Source organism: Novosphingobium sp. MD-1, from assembly GCF_001014975.1.
Lineage (GTDB): Bacteria > Pseudomonadota > Alphaproteobacteria > Sphingomonadales > Sphingomonadaceae > Novosphingobium.
The window spans coordinates 192029-208680 of sequence record NZ_BBXA01000030.1; the positions used below are offsets into that span (position 1 = coordinate 192029).

14 protein-coding genes are annotated in these 16652 nt (G+C 66.2%); 9 read left to right on the forward strand and 5 right to left on the reverse strand.

Annotated features, from left to right (window positions below):
* Positions 1-23: 23 nt before the first annotated feature.
* Positions 24-530 (forward strand): tetratricopeptide repeat protein, encoded by a 507-nt coding sequence (locus NMD1_RS14015; protein WP_223806657.1) that lies wholly within the window; start codon positions 24-26, stop codon positions 528-530.
* An 18-nt stretch (positions 531-548) separates the two neighbouring features.
* Here NMD1_RS14015 and NMD1_RS14020 read toward each other — a convergent pair whose 3' ends face one another.
* A complete protein-coding gene (locus tag NMD1_RS14020) occupies positions 549-1034 on the reverse strand; it encodes an RNA pyrophosphohydrolase (protein WP_124809778.1) in 486 nt (161 codons plus the stop codon).
* Positions 1031-1999, reverse strand: a complete 969-nt coding sequence (locus tag NMD1_RS14025) for an alpha/beta hydrolase (protein WP_125955219.1) — start codon at positions 1997-1999, stop codon at positions 1031-1033. Before NMD1_RS14025 ends, NMD1_RS14020 begins: the two co-directional genes overlap by 4 nt.
* Positions 2000-2239: 240 nt before the next feature.
* On the opposite strand from NMD1_RS14025, the gene NMD1_RS14030 reads away from it, so the two are divergent.
* The 6 genes from NMD1_RS14030 to NMD1_RS14055 all read left to right on the forward strand — a co-directional run bounded on the left by NMD1_RS14030 (position 2240) and on the right by NMD1_RS14055 (position 9268).
* Positions 2240-4126, forward strand: coding sequence for a 2-oxoacid:acceptor oxidoreductase subunit alpha (locus NMD1_RS14030; RefSeq protein WP_124809780.1), 1887 nt, complete (start codon positions 2240-2242; stop codon positions 4124-4126).
* A gap of 12 nt (positions 4127-4138) precedes the next feature.
* Positions 4139-4480, forward strand: a complete 342-nt coding sequence (locus NMD1_RS14035; protein WP_124809781.1) for a hypothetical protein — start codon at positions 4139-4141, stop codon at positions 4478-4480.
* A gap of 3 nt (positions 4481-4483) precedes the next feature.
* The gene (locus NMD1_RS14040) at positions 4484-5512 is read left to right on the forward strand and encodes a 2-oxoacid:ferredoxin oxidoreductase subunit beta (RefSeq protein WP_124809782.1); all 1029 of its coding nucleotides are present in this window, start codon (positions 4484-4486) and stop codon (positions 5510-5512) included.
* Positions 5513-5540: 28 nt separating this feature from the next.
* Entirely contained in the window at positions 5541-6500 is a 960-nt protein-coding gene (locus NMD1_RS14045; protein ID WP_125955220.1) for a metal-dependent hydrolase, read from the forward strand.
* Positions 6501-6580: 80 nt separating this feature from the next.
* On the forward strand, positions 6581-7951 hold the full coding sequence (locus NMD1_RS14050) for a deoxyribodipyrimidine photo-lyase (RefSeq protein ID WP_125955221.1): 1371 nt from the start codon (positions 6581-6583) through the stop codon (positions 7949-7951).
* Between the two features lie 57 nt (positions 7952-8008).
* Positions 8009-9268 carry a cyclopropane-fatty-acyl-phospholipid synthase family protein gene (locus NMD1_RS14055; protein ID WP_125955222.1) on the forward strand — a complete coding sequence of 420 codons (1260 nt, stop codon included), beginning with the start codon at positions 8009-8011 and terminating at the stop codon, positions 9266-9268.
* A 4-nt stretch (positions 9269-9272) separates the two neighbouring features.
* On the opposite strand, the gene NMD1_RS14060 is transcribed toward NMD1_RS14055, so the two are convergent.
* Together NMD1_RS14060 and purF are read right to left on the reverse strand one after the other, a co-directional pair.
* Positions 9273-9992 carry an SDR family NAD(P)-dependent oxidoreductase gene (locus NMD1_RS14060; protein WP_125955223.1) on the reverse strand — a complete coding sequence of 240 codons (720 nt, stop codon included), beginning with the start codon at positions 9990-9992 and terminating at the stop codon, positions 9273-9275.
* Positions 9993-11477, reverse strand: a complete 1485-nt coding sequence (gene purF / locus NMD1_RS14065; RefSeq protein ID WP_124809786.1) for an amidophosphoribosyltransferase — start codon at positions 11475-11477, stop codon at positions 9993-9995.
* A 203-nt stretch (positions 11478-11680) separates the two neighbouring features.
* On the opposite strand from purF, the gene NMD1_RS14070 reads away from it, so the two are divergent.
* A complete protein-coding gene (locus NMD1_RS14070; RefSeq protein ID WP_125955224.1) occupies positions 11681-13432 on the forward strand; it encodes a sensor domain-containing diguanylate cyclase in 1752 nt (583 codons plus the stop codon).
* Between the two features lie 12 nt (positions 13433-13444).
* Here the strand turns inward: NMD1_RS14070 and NMD1_RS14075 are convergent, their stop codons facing one another.
* Positions 13445-15205 carry a methyl-accepting chemotaxis protein gene (locus NMD1_RS14075; protein WP_158453962.1) on the reverse strand — a complete coding sequence of 587 codons (1761 nt, stop codon included), beginning with the start codon at positions 15203-15205 and terminating at the stop codon, positions 13445-13447.
* Between the two features lie 201 nt (positions 15206-15406).
* On the opposite strand from NMD1_RS14075, the gene NMD1_RS14080 reads away from it, so the two are divergent.
* Positions 15407-16648 (forward strand): lipoprotein-releasing ABC transporter permease subunit, encoded by a 1242-nt coding sequence (locus NMD1_RS14080; protein WP_125955226.1) that lies wholly within the window; start codon positions 15407-15409, stop codon positions 16646-16648.
* Positions 16649-16652 lie beyond the last annotated feature (4 nt).

Here is a 16652-nt window from a genome sequence, read left to right on the forward strand (position 1 = left end):
GCTCCCGGCTGAAGGAGTTTGTGATGCGCTACACACCCGTTGCCCTTGCCCTTTCGTTGCTTGCCGGCGTCACCGGAAGCATGGGAACGGCAAAGGTGACCGAGGCGATCGACCCCCGGGCGCAGGCGTTGCTGGACGCCGGGCGCAAGGCGCTCACGGCGGGCGACGTTGAAGGGGCGACCAACAGCTTCGAGGCCGCGCTGGCGGTCGATCCGGGCAACACCGGCACGTTCGTGGCGCTGGCCGATGCCGCGCGGCGCAGCGGGATGCAGGGCAAGGCGATCCATTACTACCGGCTGGCGCTGTCGCGCGATCCCAACAACCTGGCCGCCATTTCGGGCGAAGGCGGCGCGATGGTGGAAAAGGGCGCCGTCGACAAGGCGCGGCGCAACCTGTCGCGGCTGGAAGGGCTGTGCGGCAAGACCTGCGCCGAGACCGAGGATCTGGCCGCCGTGATTGCCAAGGGGCCGGCACCGAAGGTGGTTTCGGCCGAGGCGATCAAGCCCCAGCCGACGGTGGAATCGAACTGACGCAGCCCCGTCGGCCTGTTAGATAAGGTCGCGGAATTCTTCCAGAACCTGACGGTAGACGCGCTTCTTGAACGGCACGATCACGTCCGGCAGCAGTTCCGGATCGATCCATTTCCATTCGCGGAATTCCGCGTGTTCGTGCGCGTCCAGCCGTACGTCCTGATCCTGGCCGATGAAACGCAGCAGCAGCCATTTCTGCCGTTGCCCGCGATAGCGGCCCTTCCAGATCTTGCCGAGCAGTTCATCGGGCAGGTCGTAGAAGTATTCCTCGCGGCTTTCCGCGATGACCGTCACCAGATCGGGTGTGAGGCCGGTTTCCTCGCCCAGCTCGCGCAGCGCGGCGGGATGCAGTTCCTCGCCGTCGTCGATGCCGCCCTGCGGCATCTGCCAGGCTTCCCCCGCCCGTTCATCGATGCGCCGGCCCACGAAAACCTGACCATGCGCGTTGACCAGCATCAGACCGACGCAGGGGCGGTAGGGAAGCCCCGCAAACTCTTCGTTCATTTCAACCTTTCCAGCAGCAGGCGGACCGCCTCGAAGATGGACCGCATGTCAGCCTGCGCGCTCGGCAGTGCCTTGCGGATCTGCGTGAACCCGTGGATCGTACCCTTCATTTCCAGGAAGATCACGTCCGATCCGGCGAGGATCAACTGAGCGCCATAGACCCGGCCGCTATCGCGAATCGGGTCGAGACCTGCGGTGACCAGCACCGTGGGCGGCATGTTCGAGTGGTCGCCGTAGAGCGGATAGGCGCGCTTGTCACCCGGTACGGCGCGATAGCCATCGGCGAACCATTCCATCGTGTCCTTCGTCAGCAGGAAACCGTCGGCGAAGGAGAGGAACGAGTCGTGGTCGGGCCGGTCGTCGCTGAGCGGATAGATCGGCACCTGGATGACCACTGGAACAGCGGCGGGCTTTTCCTGCAGCGCCTGGGTGGTGACGATGGTGAGGTTGCCACCGGCCGAATCGCCCATGGGAATAAGGCCGGTGAACGTGCGACCGAGTTCCGCCGGGCTGCCGGCGACCCACCGCGTCGCGGCTTCGCAATCGTCGGGCGCGGCGGGGAAGGGGGCTTCGGGCGCGAGGCGATAATCCACCGCGACGACCGGCAGGTCCAGTTCGGCGGCGATTTCGGTGCAGAGGCGGTGGTGGGTTTCGAGATCGCCGATGACGAAGCCGCCACCGTGATAGAACATCACGACCGGACCGGGTTCGCGCGTGTCGCGCGCGTCGTAGAGGCGCAGCGGGATCGGGCCGGCCGGGCCGGGGCAGGTCAGATCGCGGATCACCGCCAGATCGCGCGGGTCCTGCTCCGCCAGTTCCTGCATGGCCAGATAGCTGGCGCGCGCGGCTTCCAGCCCCAGCTGGCTCATCGGCGGGGCACCGGTGCCGTTGAGGTAATCGAGGAAACCCTTCACGTCGGGCCGGACGAAGTGCTGCGGGCGGTCGATCGTCTCACTGTCTGACATGGCTGCGGGTTCCTCTTCCGGTTGCCGGTGCGGCGGGTGGCGTTCCCGGTCCATTTGAGATCGGGAATCGTTTTTCGCCATCATGCCTAGGTCTGCTTTTGCAACTTGACTAGCGTCTCCGATGGGAATCAAGGACGTTCCAGCGTTTCGCGTCGAAGAGATTTTCTTCTTTGCGTGCGGATTGATGGAGACATAGGCGGATCGTGCTGCCAGAGCGCGGTTGCGCAGACGAGGAAGAGAATGGTTACAGCACTTGCAGAAGGTCCGGACGCACTGACTGGCGGGACCACGCCCGCCGCACCCGAAGCGGTCGTCGTGCGCTTCGCGGGCGATTCCGGCGACGGGATGCAGCTTACCGGCGGTCAGTTCACGCTGTCGACCGCGCTGGCGGGCAACGATCTGGCGACGTTCCCGGACTTTCCGGCCGAAATCCGCGCGCCGCAGGGCACGCTGTTCGGCGTTTCCGCCTTCCAGATCAATTTCGGATCGACCGAGATCGAAACCGCGGGTGACGCGCCCGACGTGCTGGTGGCGATGAACCCGGCCGCGCTCAAGACCAACGTCGGCCAGTTGAAGGCCGGCGGCCTCATCATCGCGGACACCGGCGAATTCAACAAGCGCAACCTTGAAAAGGCGAAGTACGACCAGAACCCGCTCGAGGACGGCAGCCTCGAAAAGTGGCAGCTTCTGGCGTTCGACATTTCGGCGCTGACGCTCGAAGCGGTCAAGCCGTTCGGCCTGGGCAACAAGGAAGCCCTGCGCTGCAAGAACATGTGGACGCTGGGCCTGGCCCTGTGGATGTTCGATCGGGACCGCAAGCCGCTGGTGGACTGGCTGAACGCCAAGTTCGCCAAGGCCCCGGTGCTGGCCGAAGCCAACATCGCCGCGCTCAACGCCGGACATGCCTATGGCGAGACGGCGGAACTCGCCGGGCCGCTCAAGCAGTATCACATCGCGCCGGTGGAAACCGCTCCGGGCCTCTATCGTACGGTGACGGGCGCGGAAGCGGTGAGCCTGGGCCTCGTGGCCGGCGCGCAGCTTGCGGAATTGCCCATGTTCTTCGGCGGCTATCCGATCACGCCGGCTTCGGCGATCCTGCACAATCTGGCCAAGCTCAAGGAATTCGGCGTCACCACCTTCCAGGCGGAAGACGAGATCGCCGCGATCGCTTCGGCCATCGGCGCGTCCTATGCGGGGCAGCTTGGCGTCACCTCGTCGTCCGGCCCCGGCATCGCGCTGAAGGGCGAGGCGATGGGCCTTGCCATCATGACCGAGCTGCCGCTGGTCATCGTCAATTCGCAGCGCGGCGGTCCTTCTACCGGCTTGCCGACCAAGACCGAGCAGTCGGATCTCTACCAGGCCGTCTATGGCCGCAACGGCGATGCACCGATGCCGGTGATCGCGGCGCGTTCGCCGGCCGATGCCTTCGACTGCGCGATCGAGGCCTGCCGCATCGCGGTGGAATACATGACGCCGGTGATGCTGCTGACCGATGGCTATATCGGTAACGCCGCCGAGCCGTGGAAGGTGCCCGATCCGGCCAGCTACACACCGTTCCCGGCCAAGTTCCTCGAAGAGAAGAACGGCCCGGATGGCGAACTGCTGCCCTTCGCGCGCGACGAAAAGGGCGCGCGTCCGTGGATCAAGCCGGGTACGCCGGGCCTGATGCACCGCATCGGCGGCATCGAGAAGAACCCCGGCACCGGCAACATCGATTATTCGCCGGCCAGCCACCAGACCATGACCGACGCGCGCAAGGCCAAGGTGGACGGCATCGCCCACGGCATTCCGCAGCAGGACGTGACGCTGGGCACCGAAGGCGGCAAGCTGGTGGTCGTTGGCTGGGGATCGACCTTCGGGCCGATCCACCAGGCCGTGCGCCGCGCCCGCGCCCGGGGGCTGGATGTCTCGCACGTCCATGTCCGCCATGTCTGGCCGCTGCCGACCAACCTGGGCGACCTGCTTGGCCAGTACGAGAACATCCTCGTGCCCGAGATGAACACCGGCCAGTTCAAGACCGTGCTGCGCGACCAGTTCCTGCTGGACGCGAAACCGCTCAACAAGACCAGCGGCCAGCCGTTCACCATCGCCGAAATCGAGGCTGCGATCGCCGAGGTATTGGCTTAGGAGGATAATTGGGTGCCTAGAGCCGTTGGTCAGCAAGGCAGTTGGTTCGCCGTCATCGAGAATGCGAACCGCTATCCGGATATAGACGGCAAACGGTTACCCTGCCTGCATCAGTATTGGTGGAGCCCCCCAAGGGACTATCATGACAAAGGTGCGGTAGCTGACGATGATGAATGGAAGAACGTTTCAGACGCGCTCGCAGCAAGTGGTTATGCGATTTTAACCTCTAGCGATACTTCAAGCATGCCATGGCGGCGGATTGGGTATATTGCTGTTTTTGCGGTTGAGAATGTTGTTTTGGGGGTAGATGGCCTCCGACTGCGCTTCACAAAACGCATTTGCGACTTGGATTGAACTATGAACGACATGACCCCCATCAAGACCACGCTCAAGGACTGGGAAACCGATCAGGAAGTGCGCTGGTGCCCCGGTTGCGGTGACTACGCGATCCTGAAGGCGGTTCAGCGCACGCTGCCCGAGATCGGCGCGGACCCGGCCAAGACCGTGTTCGTTTCCGGGATCGGCTGCTCCAGCCGCTTCCCCTACTACGTGGAAAGCTATGGTTTCCACACGATCCACGGCCGCGCGCCCGCGTTCGCGACCGGGATCAAGCTGGCCAATCCCGAACTAGACGTGTGGCTGGTCACCGGCGATGGCGATGGCATGTCGATCGGCGGCAATCACACGATGCACATCCTGCGGCGCAACGTGAACACGCAGATCCTGTTGTTCAACAACGAGATCTATGGCCTCACCAAGGGCCAGTATTCGCCCACCAGCCGCGAAGGCACGCATTCGCCGACCACGCCGCTCGGCTCGGTCGATCGCCCGGCGCTACCCTGCGCGTTTGCGCTGGGCGCGGGCGCGCGCTTCATTGCGCGGGCCTATGACGTGTCGAAGGACCTGTCCTCGGTGCTCAAGGCCGCGCACGGCCATCAGGGTGCGGCGTTCGTGGAGATTTTCCAGAACTGCATCGTTTATAACAAGGACCGCTTCGACGATTTCACCGCCAAGGGCGTGGCCGACCAGAACCAGCTTTGGGTAAAGGACGGCGAGCCGATGCTGTTCGGCAGCGAGAAGAGCGGCGGCGTGAGAGGCATCGCGCTCGACATGGATACGCTGAGCCTCAAGGTCGTCGACGTGGTCGATGGCGATTGGCAGGCGGCGGGCGTGATCGTGCACAACGTGAAGAACCGGGCGATCGCGCACATGCTGGTAGAGATGCCGTTCGGGCCGTTCCCGATGGCGCTGGGCGTGATCTACGACGATCCCCGCCCGACCTACGAAGCGACCGTGCTGGCGCAGGACGCGCAGGCGCGGGCGGGCAAGAGCGCGAACCTCGCCAAGCTGCTCGCCAAGGGCCAGACCTGGACGGTGGACGCCTGAATCGCGCGAACGGGCCGGCGGGGCAGCGTTGGATAACCTGACCCATAGCCTTGTCGGCTGGGCGCTGGCCGAAACCGGGCTGAAGCGCCGCACGCGCAAGGGGCTGGCCGCCACGGTGCTGGCGGCCAACCTGCCCGATATCGATGTGTTCTTCGGCTGGGTGCCGTGGCCGCCGCTGGCGATGCACCGCGGCTTCACCCACGGCCTGATCGGCGGCGTGCTGGTGCTGCCGCCGGTGTTGGCGATCCTGCTGTGGCTGCTGGACCGCTGGCAGGCGCGGCGGGGACGACTGGCAGACGATAGCCCGCCGATGCGCTTCGGCTGGCTGCTGGCGCTGTGCTGGATCGGCGCGTTGACCCACCCTCTGCTCGATCTGCAGAACGTCTATGCGATCCAGCTGCTTTCGCCGGCGAGCGCGCGCTGGTTCCATACCGACGGGTTGTTCATTATCTCGCCCTGGCTGCTGGCGATGCTGGGGCTGGGCATCTGGCGTGCCCGGCGGCACGGACGCAGGCAGCCGGCGATCCTGGCGCTGGCGGGAACCGCGCTGTTCATTGGCGGCAACATCGGCATTTCCGCACTGGCGTGGGCCGCGCCGACGCGCGATGCGCCTTACGCCGCGCCGGACCGGATCTTCGCCGGGCCCGAGCCGCTGCTGTTCTGGCGGCGCGATGTGGTCTGGCGACAAAACGGCTTCATCGTGCAGGGGCGCTATGATCCGTTGCGCCGCCTTGAGGGGCTGGTGGACGTCGGCGCGCCGATGGCCGACCGGATGCAGGAGCCGCTTGTCCGCCGCGCGGCGCAGGCCACGGCGCCGGCACGCAAGTTCCTGGCCTGGTCGCAAATGCCGGTGGCGCGCGTGGAACAAGGGCACTGCCGTGCGGTGGTGACGTTTGGCGATGCCCGTTTCACCGGCCCCGCCATGAGCCGCAACTTCAACGCCGTTGTCACGCTGCCCGTGGACGGAGCCGGGTGCGGGGGCGGATGACGTCTGCCCTTTGGGGCTGCTTCCGGATGACCGGGCGGGTCCGCTAGGAGAGTCCCCCGCATGAAGGACTGCGCATTTTCATGAAACCACCCGTCATTGTCTGGCTGCGTCGCGACCTTAGGCTGGCTGATCAGGCGGCGTTCCACGCGGCGGCGGCGGAAGGGCCGGTGATCCCGGTCTATGTACTGGACGATGAGACGCCCCGGCATCGGCGCATGGGCGCGGCGTCGCGCTGGTGGTTGCACCACAGCCTCGCCAGCCTGGACGCGGACTTGCGCGCGCGGGGATCGCGGCTGGTGCTGCGGCGGGGGCGCTGCGAGGACGTGCTGGCGGCGCTTGCCGCGCAGACCGGCGCCGTGCGGGTTCACGCCTTGCATCATTACGAGCCGTGGTGGCGCAATGCGGAGCGCGCGGTGGCGCAGCGGCTCGCTCTGGTGCTCCATCACGGCAATTACCTCGCCCCGCCGGGATCGGTGCGAACCGGGGCAGGGCAACCCTATCGCATCTACACCCCGTTCTGGCGGGCGCTGACCGAACAGATGCCACCACCCGCGCCGCTGGCCGCGCCCGAAACCCTGCCCGCACCGGAGGCATGGCCGGAAAGCGACGCGCTGGCCGACTGGGCATTGCTGCCGGTCGCCCCGGATTGGGCCGGTGGCTTCCGCGCCGAATGGACGCCCGGCGAGTCCGGCGCGCGCGACCGGCTGGCGGCGTTCGCCGATCGCGCGCGGCGCTATGCCGAACGGCGCAACCTGCCCTCGGTGGAGGCGACATCGCGGCTTTCCCCGCACCTGCATTTCGGGGAGATATCGCCGGCGACAATCTGGCATGCGGTGCGCGACGCGGGCGGATCGGTCGGCACGTTCCTGGGGGAAGTGGGCTGGCGCGACTATGCGCAGAACGTGATTCTCCAGTTCCCGGACTATGGCGCCCGCAACGCACGCGCGCCGTTCGATCAGATGGCATGGCGCACCGGGCCGGAGGCGAACCGCGATTTCCGCGCCTGGTGCCAGGGGCGCACCGGCTATCCCATTGTCGATGCCGGGATGCGCGAGCTGTGGGCTTCGGGCTGGATGCACAACCGCGTGCGGATGATCGCGGCCAGCTTCCTGATCAAGCATTTGCTGATCGACTGGCGGCGCGGCGAACAGTGGTTCTGGGATACGCTGGTCGATGCCGACTATGGCTCCAACGCGGTCAACTGGCAGTGGAGCGCGGGCACAGGAGTCGATTCCAACATGTTCGTGCGGATCATGGCCCCGCTGACGCAATCGCCCAAGTTCGACGCGGGGGATTATATCCGGCGCTGGGTGCCCGAACTGGCGGGCGTGCCCGATCCCCTTGTTCACGATCCGCCGGTGCGGCCCGGCGGCTACCCGGCGCCGATCATTGGCCACGCTGCCGGGCGCCAGCGCGCGCTGGAAGCCCATGCGGCTTTGAAGACGATCTGATCCTTTCTCGCGCCGGCCGGGATTGCGGTCCCGATATCAACCGCGCATAGTATCGCCATGAACGCGCAAACGCCGGTACGAGGTGGGCATCTGGTGGCGGGGGGCCGGTCGATGACCGCCGGCACGGGGCTGCTGGCACGGCTCATCACCGGATCGATGAGCCGCCTGCTGGACCGGATCGATACCGGGCTGGCGGAAGGATCGCTGCTGGCCCGTCTGCCCGATGGTTCCACCCGCTTGTTCGGCGCGCGTGCGCCGGGATACGCGGCGGAAATCACGCTGCACGACTGGCGCGGATTGCTGCGGCTTGCGACGGCGGGCTCGGTCGGCTGGTATCAGGCCTGGGAAGCCGGCGAATGGGAAAGCCCGGACCCGGTGGCCCTGTTCGCACTGTTCATGCGCAACGCAAGGGCGATGGGGGACATGGCGCGCGCCAAGGGGCCCTGGCGCTGGGCTGGCCGTGTGCTGCACGCGTTGCGCCGCAACAGCCGCAAGGGCGCGCGGCTGAACATTTCCGCGCACTACGATCTCGGCAACGATTTTTACGCCTGTTGGCTCGATCCATCGATGAGCTATTCCAGCGCGCTGTGGGCCGGGCTTGCGCCCGATGCCGACCTGGAAACCGCCCAGGTCCACAAGGTCGATCGGCTGGCGGAGCGCCTGCGCCTGTCACCGGGGGCAAGCGTACTGGAGATCGGTTGCGGCTGGGGTTTCCTCGCCCGTCGGTTCGCGCAGGCCCACGGAGCGCGGGTCGTCGGCATCAGCCTGTCGGACGAGCAACTGGCCTGGGCGCGCGAACGGGCTGTGCCCGGCACCGATTATCGCCTTCAGGACTATCGCGACGTCGATGGGCAATTCGATGCGATCGCCAGCGTGGAGATGGTCGAGGCGGTGGGCCGGCGGTTCTGGCCATCGTGGTTCGATTGCATTGCCCGCCATCTGAAACCCGGCGGACGCGCGGCCATCCAGTTCATTGCGATCCGCGACGACCTGTTCGATGCCTACGCCGCCAGCGCCGATTTCATTCAGGCCTACGTCTTCCCCGGCGGTCTGCTGATCCGCGAAAGCGCGTTCCGCGCGCTGGCGGCGGAACGCGGACTGGCGTGGGAGGACCGGCAGGATTTCGGCGCGGACTATGCCCGCACGCTGCGCCTGTGGCGCGAGGCGTTCGACCGTGCCGTGGAGGAAGGGCGCCTGCCGCCGGCGTTCGACGCCCGTTTCGTGCGCCTGTGGCGCTATTACCTGATGTATTGCGAGGGCGGCTTCCTGGGCGGCGGAATCGACGTCAGCCAGGTCACGCTGGTGAAGCGGGGCTGAAGGATCAGGCTTCCACGCGCTCGCGGTGCGGGCTGTCGTGGGTTTCCTGCACCAGCGCCACAATCCGCCCGGCGACGACGGCCGGCGCTTTCACCGAATTGGGGTCTTCGCCCGGATAGGCGCGAGCGCGCATCTTCGTGCGCGTGGCGCCTGGATCGAGCACGGTGACGCGGATGTTCGAGATCGCCCGGACTTCCTGCGCGTAGGATTCCAGCAGGTTGTCGAACGCCGCCTTGGAGGCGCCATAGGCGCCCCAGTAGGCGCGGGGTTTCGCGCCCACGCTGCTGGTCACACCGATGACACGGGCGTTGCCGCTGCGTTTCAGCATGGCGTCGAACCCGGCGATCAGCGCCTGCGTGGCCATCACGTTGAGCGTCATGGCCAGGTTGAACTCGCGCGGATCGATCTGCCACACGGGCGTCAGCGTGGGCAGCGTGGCAGCGTTGATGACCAGGATGTCGAGCGCGCTCCAGCGGCTGGAGATGGCCGTGGCGAGCCGCGCGATGCCTTCCGGTTCGGTCAGATCAACCGGCGCGATCGTGGCGCTGCCGCCGGCCTGGAAGATTTCCTCCTCGACCTGCTCAAGCTCCTTGGCCGATCGCGCGACGAGCACCACATGCGCGCCGGCGGCGGCCAGGGCGCGCGCGGTTTCCGCGCCGATGCCCCGGCTGGCGCCCGTGACCAGCGCGACCTGCCCCGTCAGGGGGCCGCTGCCTTGCGTCATTCAGGCGACCTTTCCGACCGGCAGGGGCAGTTGATCGGTGGCGTCGCGATCGCCCACGTCGGTCAGCCGCGTCGGGTAATCGCCGGTGAAGCAAGCATCGCAATACTGCGGGCAGCCGTTGTTGCGCTGCGCTTCACCCACCGCGCGGTAAAGCCCGTCGATCGAGACGAACGCCAGGCTATCGGCCTGGATGAAATCGGCCATCGCCGGCACGTTCATGCGCGCGGCGAGCAGCTTCGACCGTTCCGGGGTATCCACGCCATAGAAGCAGGAGTGTTCCGTCGGCGGGCTGGCGACGCGCATGTGAACTTCGCTGGCACCGGCATCGCGCATCATCTGCACGATCTTCATGCTGGTGGTGCCGCGCACGATCGAATCGTCGATCAGCACGATCCGCTTGCCTTCCACCAGCGCGCGGTTGGCGTTGTGCTTGCGCTTCACATCGGCATGGCGCGCGCCGTCCGACGGCTGGATAAAGGTGCGGCCGACATAGTGCGAGCGGATGATGCCCAGCTCGAAAGGAATGCCGGACTGCTGCGCGTAGCCAAGCGCGGCCGGTACGCCGCTGTCGGGCACGGGGATCACCAGATCGGCATCGGCGGGGCTTTCGATGGCGAGCTGCGCGCCGATCGCCTTGCGCACCTGATAGACCGAACGGCCGCCCATCAGCGAATCCGGACGGCTGAAATAGACGTGCTCGAAAATGCACGGGCGGGCGCTGGTGTTGCCGAACGGACGGTGGCTTTCGATCGCGCCGTCATGCGCCACGCGGATCAGTTCGCCGGGATCGACTTCGCGCACGAAGTCCGCACCCACCACGTCGAGCGCGACGGTTTCGCTGGCGAAGACCACCGCATCGCCGATCTTGCCCATCACCAGCGGGCGGATACCCAGCGGATCGCGGCAGGCGATCATGCCGGCCGGTGTCATGCAGATCAGCGAATAGGCGCCTTCGACCAGCCGCAGCGCATCGACGAAGCGATCGAGCAGGGTGGGATAGCGGCTGGTGGCGACGAGGTGGATGATGACTTCGGTGTCGGAGGTCGACTGGAAGATCGCGCCTTTGCGCACGAGGTCGCGCTTCAGGTACATCGCGTTGGAGATGTTGCCGTTGTGCGCGATGGCGAAGCCGCCCGTGGCAAGATCGGCGAACAGCGGCTGCACGTTGCGCAGGCCCGACCCGCCCGTGGTCGAATAGCGGACGTGGCCGGCGGCCGTAGACCCGGGCAGTTCCGCCAGCGCTTGTTCGCTGGAAAAGTTCTGCGCAACGTGGCCGATGCCACGGCGGGAATAGAATTCCTGCCCATCGAAGCTGGTGATGCCCACCGCTTCCTGCCCGCGATGCTGGAGGGCATGCAGCCCCAGCGCAACCATCGCGGCCGCATCCCGCGTGCCGATTACGCCGAAGATGCCGCACTCTTCGCGCAGCTTGTCGCCATCCACGTCCCAGGGTGCGTGGTCATGTGTAAGATCGGTGAAAGTCATGGGTCCTCGAGGACTCGTCACGAGGGCGCAACAGCGCCGGCCAGCGAAGGCGCCCATGTGGCCCCGATTGCCCCGGAACGCAAGGGGCGGGCACGACATTCGCGCCAGGTTGCCGTTCTGGGGCCGGTTTCCCGCCGGTGCGGCCGCCCGATAGGGGCTTCCTCTTAGACGGAATTTAACCATTGCGAGAGACAAGGGGGTGCATGATCCCCTCCCGCTTCCTTGCTGCTCGCTCCATCGCCGGGCCTGCCGGCATGGCCCTGCTGTATTTCGCCACGGCGGCAACGACCGTGCATATCAGCCGTTTTAGCGGCGGCGTCGCCATGATCTGGGTATCAAGCGCGCTGCTCTCGGGATATCTGCTCACGGCGGGGCGCCGCGTCTGGCCGTTGACGATCGCTCTTTGCGCGTTTGCCAGCTTCGTGGCGACGGGCTTCTTCGGGTTCGGGTGGCGCGTCGCCGCGCAGCTCGCGCTGGTCAACGTTGGGGAAGCCCTGATGGCCGCGATAATGCTCAAGCGCATCTTCGACGCCTATTGGCCCGGCGACACTCTCGAATGGCTGGCGGGATACTATCTCGGCATCGGGCTGGCCGTGCCGATGGTCAGCGGCCTGGCGGCCCTGGCGGTGACCGGCATGGTGCTGGAGATCGATCCAGGCGCCAATTTCGTGCACTGGATGATCGGCCACGCGGTTGGTCTGCTCACGTTCCTGCCCTTCACGATCAGCCTTTCCTACGCGGTGCATAACGGCCAGCCGGTGCTGCCGGACAACAGGCGGCTCGCGGCCGTTCTGGCCGTGGTGGCGATGACCGTGCTGACGGCGGTAGTGTTCAGCCAGCCCAACCGGCCGCTGATGCTGTTCCCGGTGTTGATGGTGGTTGCGGCCGCGGTGTGGGCGCCATGCGTCGTTACCACGTTCCTGCCCTGCGTGCTGGCGTTGATCGGCGGCATGCTGACGATGCGCGGTGAAGGGCCGGTGGCGATGATGCATCTCGATCTCGGCGACCGGATGCAGTTCTTCGAAATCTACATCGCGGTGACGGTGCTGTTCGCGCTGCCGGTCCAGTTCGAGCAGGAACGCCGACGCCGGCAGATGCGCGAACTGGCGGAAAGCGAGGCGCGCTATCGCCTGTTGTCCGATCATGTCAGCGACATCATCATGCATCTCGATGCCGATGGCGTCATCCGCTATGTCTCGCCCTCGATCCTCTACGTCAGCGGCTATGATCCCGCGGGTCTTGTCGGCACGAATGTCGCGGAACTGATCCACCCGGATCATCTGCAGCAGGTGCATGAGGCCGGATTGCGCGCGCGCCACGCGCCGGGCACGCCGATCAGCGTGGAACACCTTGCCCTGACCAAGCTTGGCGAGCCGCGCTGGTTCGAAACGCATTTTCGTGCGGTGCCCGAAGACGGCGCGCTGATCTGCGCGACGCGCGACATTTCACAGCGCAAGCGACTGGAAGCGGATCTTTCGATCGCCGCGCTGACCGATCCGCTGACCGGACTGTCGAACCGCCGGGCGTTCTTCGATCTGGCCGAACGGACCGTCGCCAGCGGCGTCATCGGTTGCATCGTGGTGTTCGACATCGACTATTTCAAAGCGGTCAACGACCGGTTTGGTCACGGGGCGGGCGACATGGTGCTGGCCTCGGTCGCGCAGGCGGCGCGGCGCGCGCTGCGCCAGACAGACCACATCGCGCGGATCGGCGGCGAGGAATTCGCGGTGATCCTGCCCGAAACCCGGATCGACCATGCCGAAAAGATCTGCGTCCGCCTGTGCAAGGAAATTTCGCGTTCGGCGGTGCCGGTGGGATCGATCATCGTGCGGGTAACGGTCAGCGCGGGGATCGCCGTGCTTGATGGCGATCTTTCGGATACGCTCTCGCGGGCCGATGCCGCGCTCTATCGGGCCAAGAGCGCGGGCCGCGATCGCACCGCGGTCGCCGCCTGATCCTGACGCCCGTCAGGCGGCAAGGCGCCGCGCGGGCGGGCTGCCGGGCAAGCCGGCGGGTCCGATATCGAACCGCCCGACCAGCTGGCGTAGCTGGTCAGCCTCGTTAGCCAGCATGCGCGCAGCGGCGTTGCACTCTTCGCCCATCGCGGCGTTCTGCTGCGTCACCCGGTCCATGCCGCCGATCGCACCGCTGATTTGCGCAAGGCGTTCGGCCTGTTCCTGCGCGGAGGTGGCGATCCGACCGATGATCTCGCTGATCGCGAGGACCTTCGCCATGACCGTGTCGAACGCTTCGCCCGACCGGCCGACCAGCGTCACCCCTTCGCCCACCTGATCGGCGCACTGTTCGATCAGCGATTTGACCTGCTGCGCGGCGTCTGCGGAATTGGTGGCAAGGTTGCGCACTTCGTCGCTGACCACGGCGAACCCCTTGCCGGCTTCGCCCGCGCGCGCCGCTTCCACGCTGGCGTTGAGCGAAAGCAGGTGCGTCTGGTGGGCGAGACGATCGATGACTTCGGTGATCGGCACGATCTGCCGCGTACTGCTGGCGATCCGGTCCATCGCGCCGACCGTTTCGGAAACGATGATGGTGTTGCCCTGCGCTTCGGCCTGCGCCGACGTCACGGTGGAGGCGGCCTCCTGCGCCGCGCCGGCGGTGTGCTGCACGGTATCGTTGAGGTCGCGCAGCGCCGTGGCGGTTTCCTGCAGGCTGTTGGCCTGGATCTCGGTGCGCTGGGCAAGCTCGGTGATGGCCGCGTTGATTTCCGAGGCGCTGTTCGAGACGCGCCCGATCGAGGCCATGACGGTGCTGATCGCTTCGGACATGGCGGCGGCGGCCAGGTTGTAGTCGTCGCGCAGCTGGACGTAGGCTTCCGGAAATTCCTCGGCGATACGGTGGTTCAGCCCGCCGTCCTTCAGCCGGGCGAGCGCCGCCCCAAGGCTGCTGACGACGCGGCGCTGCACGGCCATTTCGCGCTCGGAATCCGCGCGTGCCTTTTCCTCCACGTAGTGCACGATGCTCTGGAGCGCGCGCGCCGTTTCGCCGAGTTCGTCCTTGCGCTGTTCGTGCGGGTTCTCGATGTCCATTTCACCCCGGCCCATCCGCTGCATCAGCGTGGTCATGCTGCCGATCGGCCGAACGATGCGGAAAATGACCATCGCGCAGAAGCCCACGACCAGCGCCAGCAGCAGCAGCGCCAGCACGCCGAGCAAGCGCATGGATTCGGAAAGGCTGGCGGTGGCCTTCTCGTTCAGGCGCTGGCCATAGCCGTTTGCAAGCGTCACCGTCCGGTCCACCGCCGCCCGGTGCGCGGCGTAGTGCGCGGAGAGGCGCTCGAACGATTGCTGCATCGCCGCCGTATCGCCTTGCCGTGCGGCGGGCAGGAAACGGCCCTGCAGTTCCTGCCAGAACCGCTGCGCCGGAGTGTGCGTCTCCACGGTGACGGCCCGCTTCACGACCGGATCGATATCGGATTCCAGCCAGTGCTGATGGCGATCGTCGTAGGCCGCTTTCAGCGCCGTGATGCGCCGGCTGGTGGCTTCGGCCCGCGACGGATCGCGCATCAGCATCGATGCTTCGAGATAGGGTTCGATGACATATTCGGGCGGCGGCAGGATGTCCGCGACCAGATCGGCGGCTTCGCGCGATTTGGTGTGCAACGGTCCACCGATGCGGATGTCGTTGATCCTCAGCGCGCTGATCGCGACGCTCGCCACCAGAATGAGGAGCATGGCGAGGCCTGCCGCGAAGACTGTCTTTCTGATGGTCATCGGTCTGTTCCCGAAAAGCTGCATGGTTCGTGGCTTAGTGCGCCCGGCGTGGCCAAAACGGGGTTACGGGGGCACTACGTAGCATCCCGGGCATGCCGTTATCGCCGGACGCGGCACGGGCGCGGAAAACGCCCCATTGCCCAAGGGCGCCGCCGCGCCTAAATCCCCTGCCGATATCGCTCGATCCAGGAAAGTTCCGGCTTGATCCTCAACACCTTCGAATGGACCATCGCCAAGCGCTACATGCTGCCGGGGCGAGGGGAGGCGTTCATCGCTCTGGTTGCCGGGATCAGCCTTGCCGCGGTGATGCTGGGCGTTGCCGCGCTCGTGATCGTCATGAGCGTGATGAACGGCTTCCGCGCGGAACTGCTCGACAAGATCGTGGGGCTGAACGGCCACGCGATCATCCAGGCCTACGGCGGACGGCTGGACGATTGGCAGGACATCCTGAAACGGGTCCGCGCGACGCCCGGCGTCACCCGGGCCTCGCCGCTGATCGAACAACCCCTGCTGGCGACGTTCAACGGCCGGGTGGAAGCGATCCTGGTGCGCGGCAACACCGCCGAGGACATCAAGCGGCTGGAGGAAAAGCGCGTGGCCGGCTCGTTCGCCGCGCTGACGCCGGGATCGTCCAACGTGGCGATCGGATCGCGTCTGGCGGAGAACCTGGGCGCGCGGGTGGGCGATACCATCACGGTGGTCAACCCGGCGGGCCGTTCGACGCCGTTCGGCACCGTGCCCCGCCAGATCGCCTATACCGTGTCCGCGATCTTCGAGATCGGCGTCTATGACTACGATCAGGCCTATGTCGTGATGCCGATCCCCGATGCGCAGACGCTGCTGCTGACCGGCGATACCATCGGCATGATCGAAGTAACCACGACCAACGCCGATACCGTCAACCAGACGCTCGCGCCGCTCAAGCAGCAATTGGCCGGGCGTGCCGTGGTGACGGACTGGATGACCATCAACGGCAGCCTGTTCAAGGCGCTGGCGGTGGAGCGCGTGACGATGTTCGTGGTGCTGTCGATCATCGTGCTGGTGGCGGTGTTCAACATCCTTTCGTCGCTGATCATGCTGGTGCGCGCGAAGACGCGTGACATCGCGATCCTGCGCACGATGGGCGCCACGCGGCGCAGCCTGCTCAAGATATTCATGACCATCGGCTTCGTGATCGGCGCGCTGGGCACCATGGTTGGGCTGGGGCTGGGCTTCGTGTTCCTCTATTTCCGGCAATCGGTGGTCCATGCCGTCGAATGGATCACGGGGCAGAACCTGTGGGATCCTTCGATCCGCTTCCTCACCGAACTGCCCAGCCGCAGCGATCCGGTCGAAATCGTGGTGATCAGCGTGATGGCGCTGGTGCTGAGCTTCCTGGCGACGCTCTATCCGGCGATGAAGGCGGCCAGCACCGATCCGGTGCAGGTGCTGCGTTATGAATGATGTG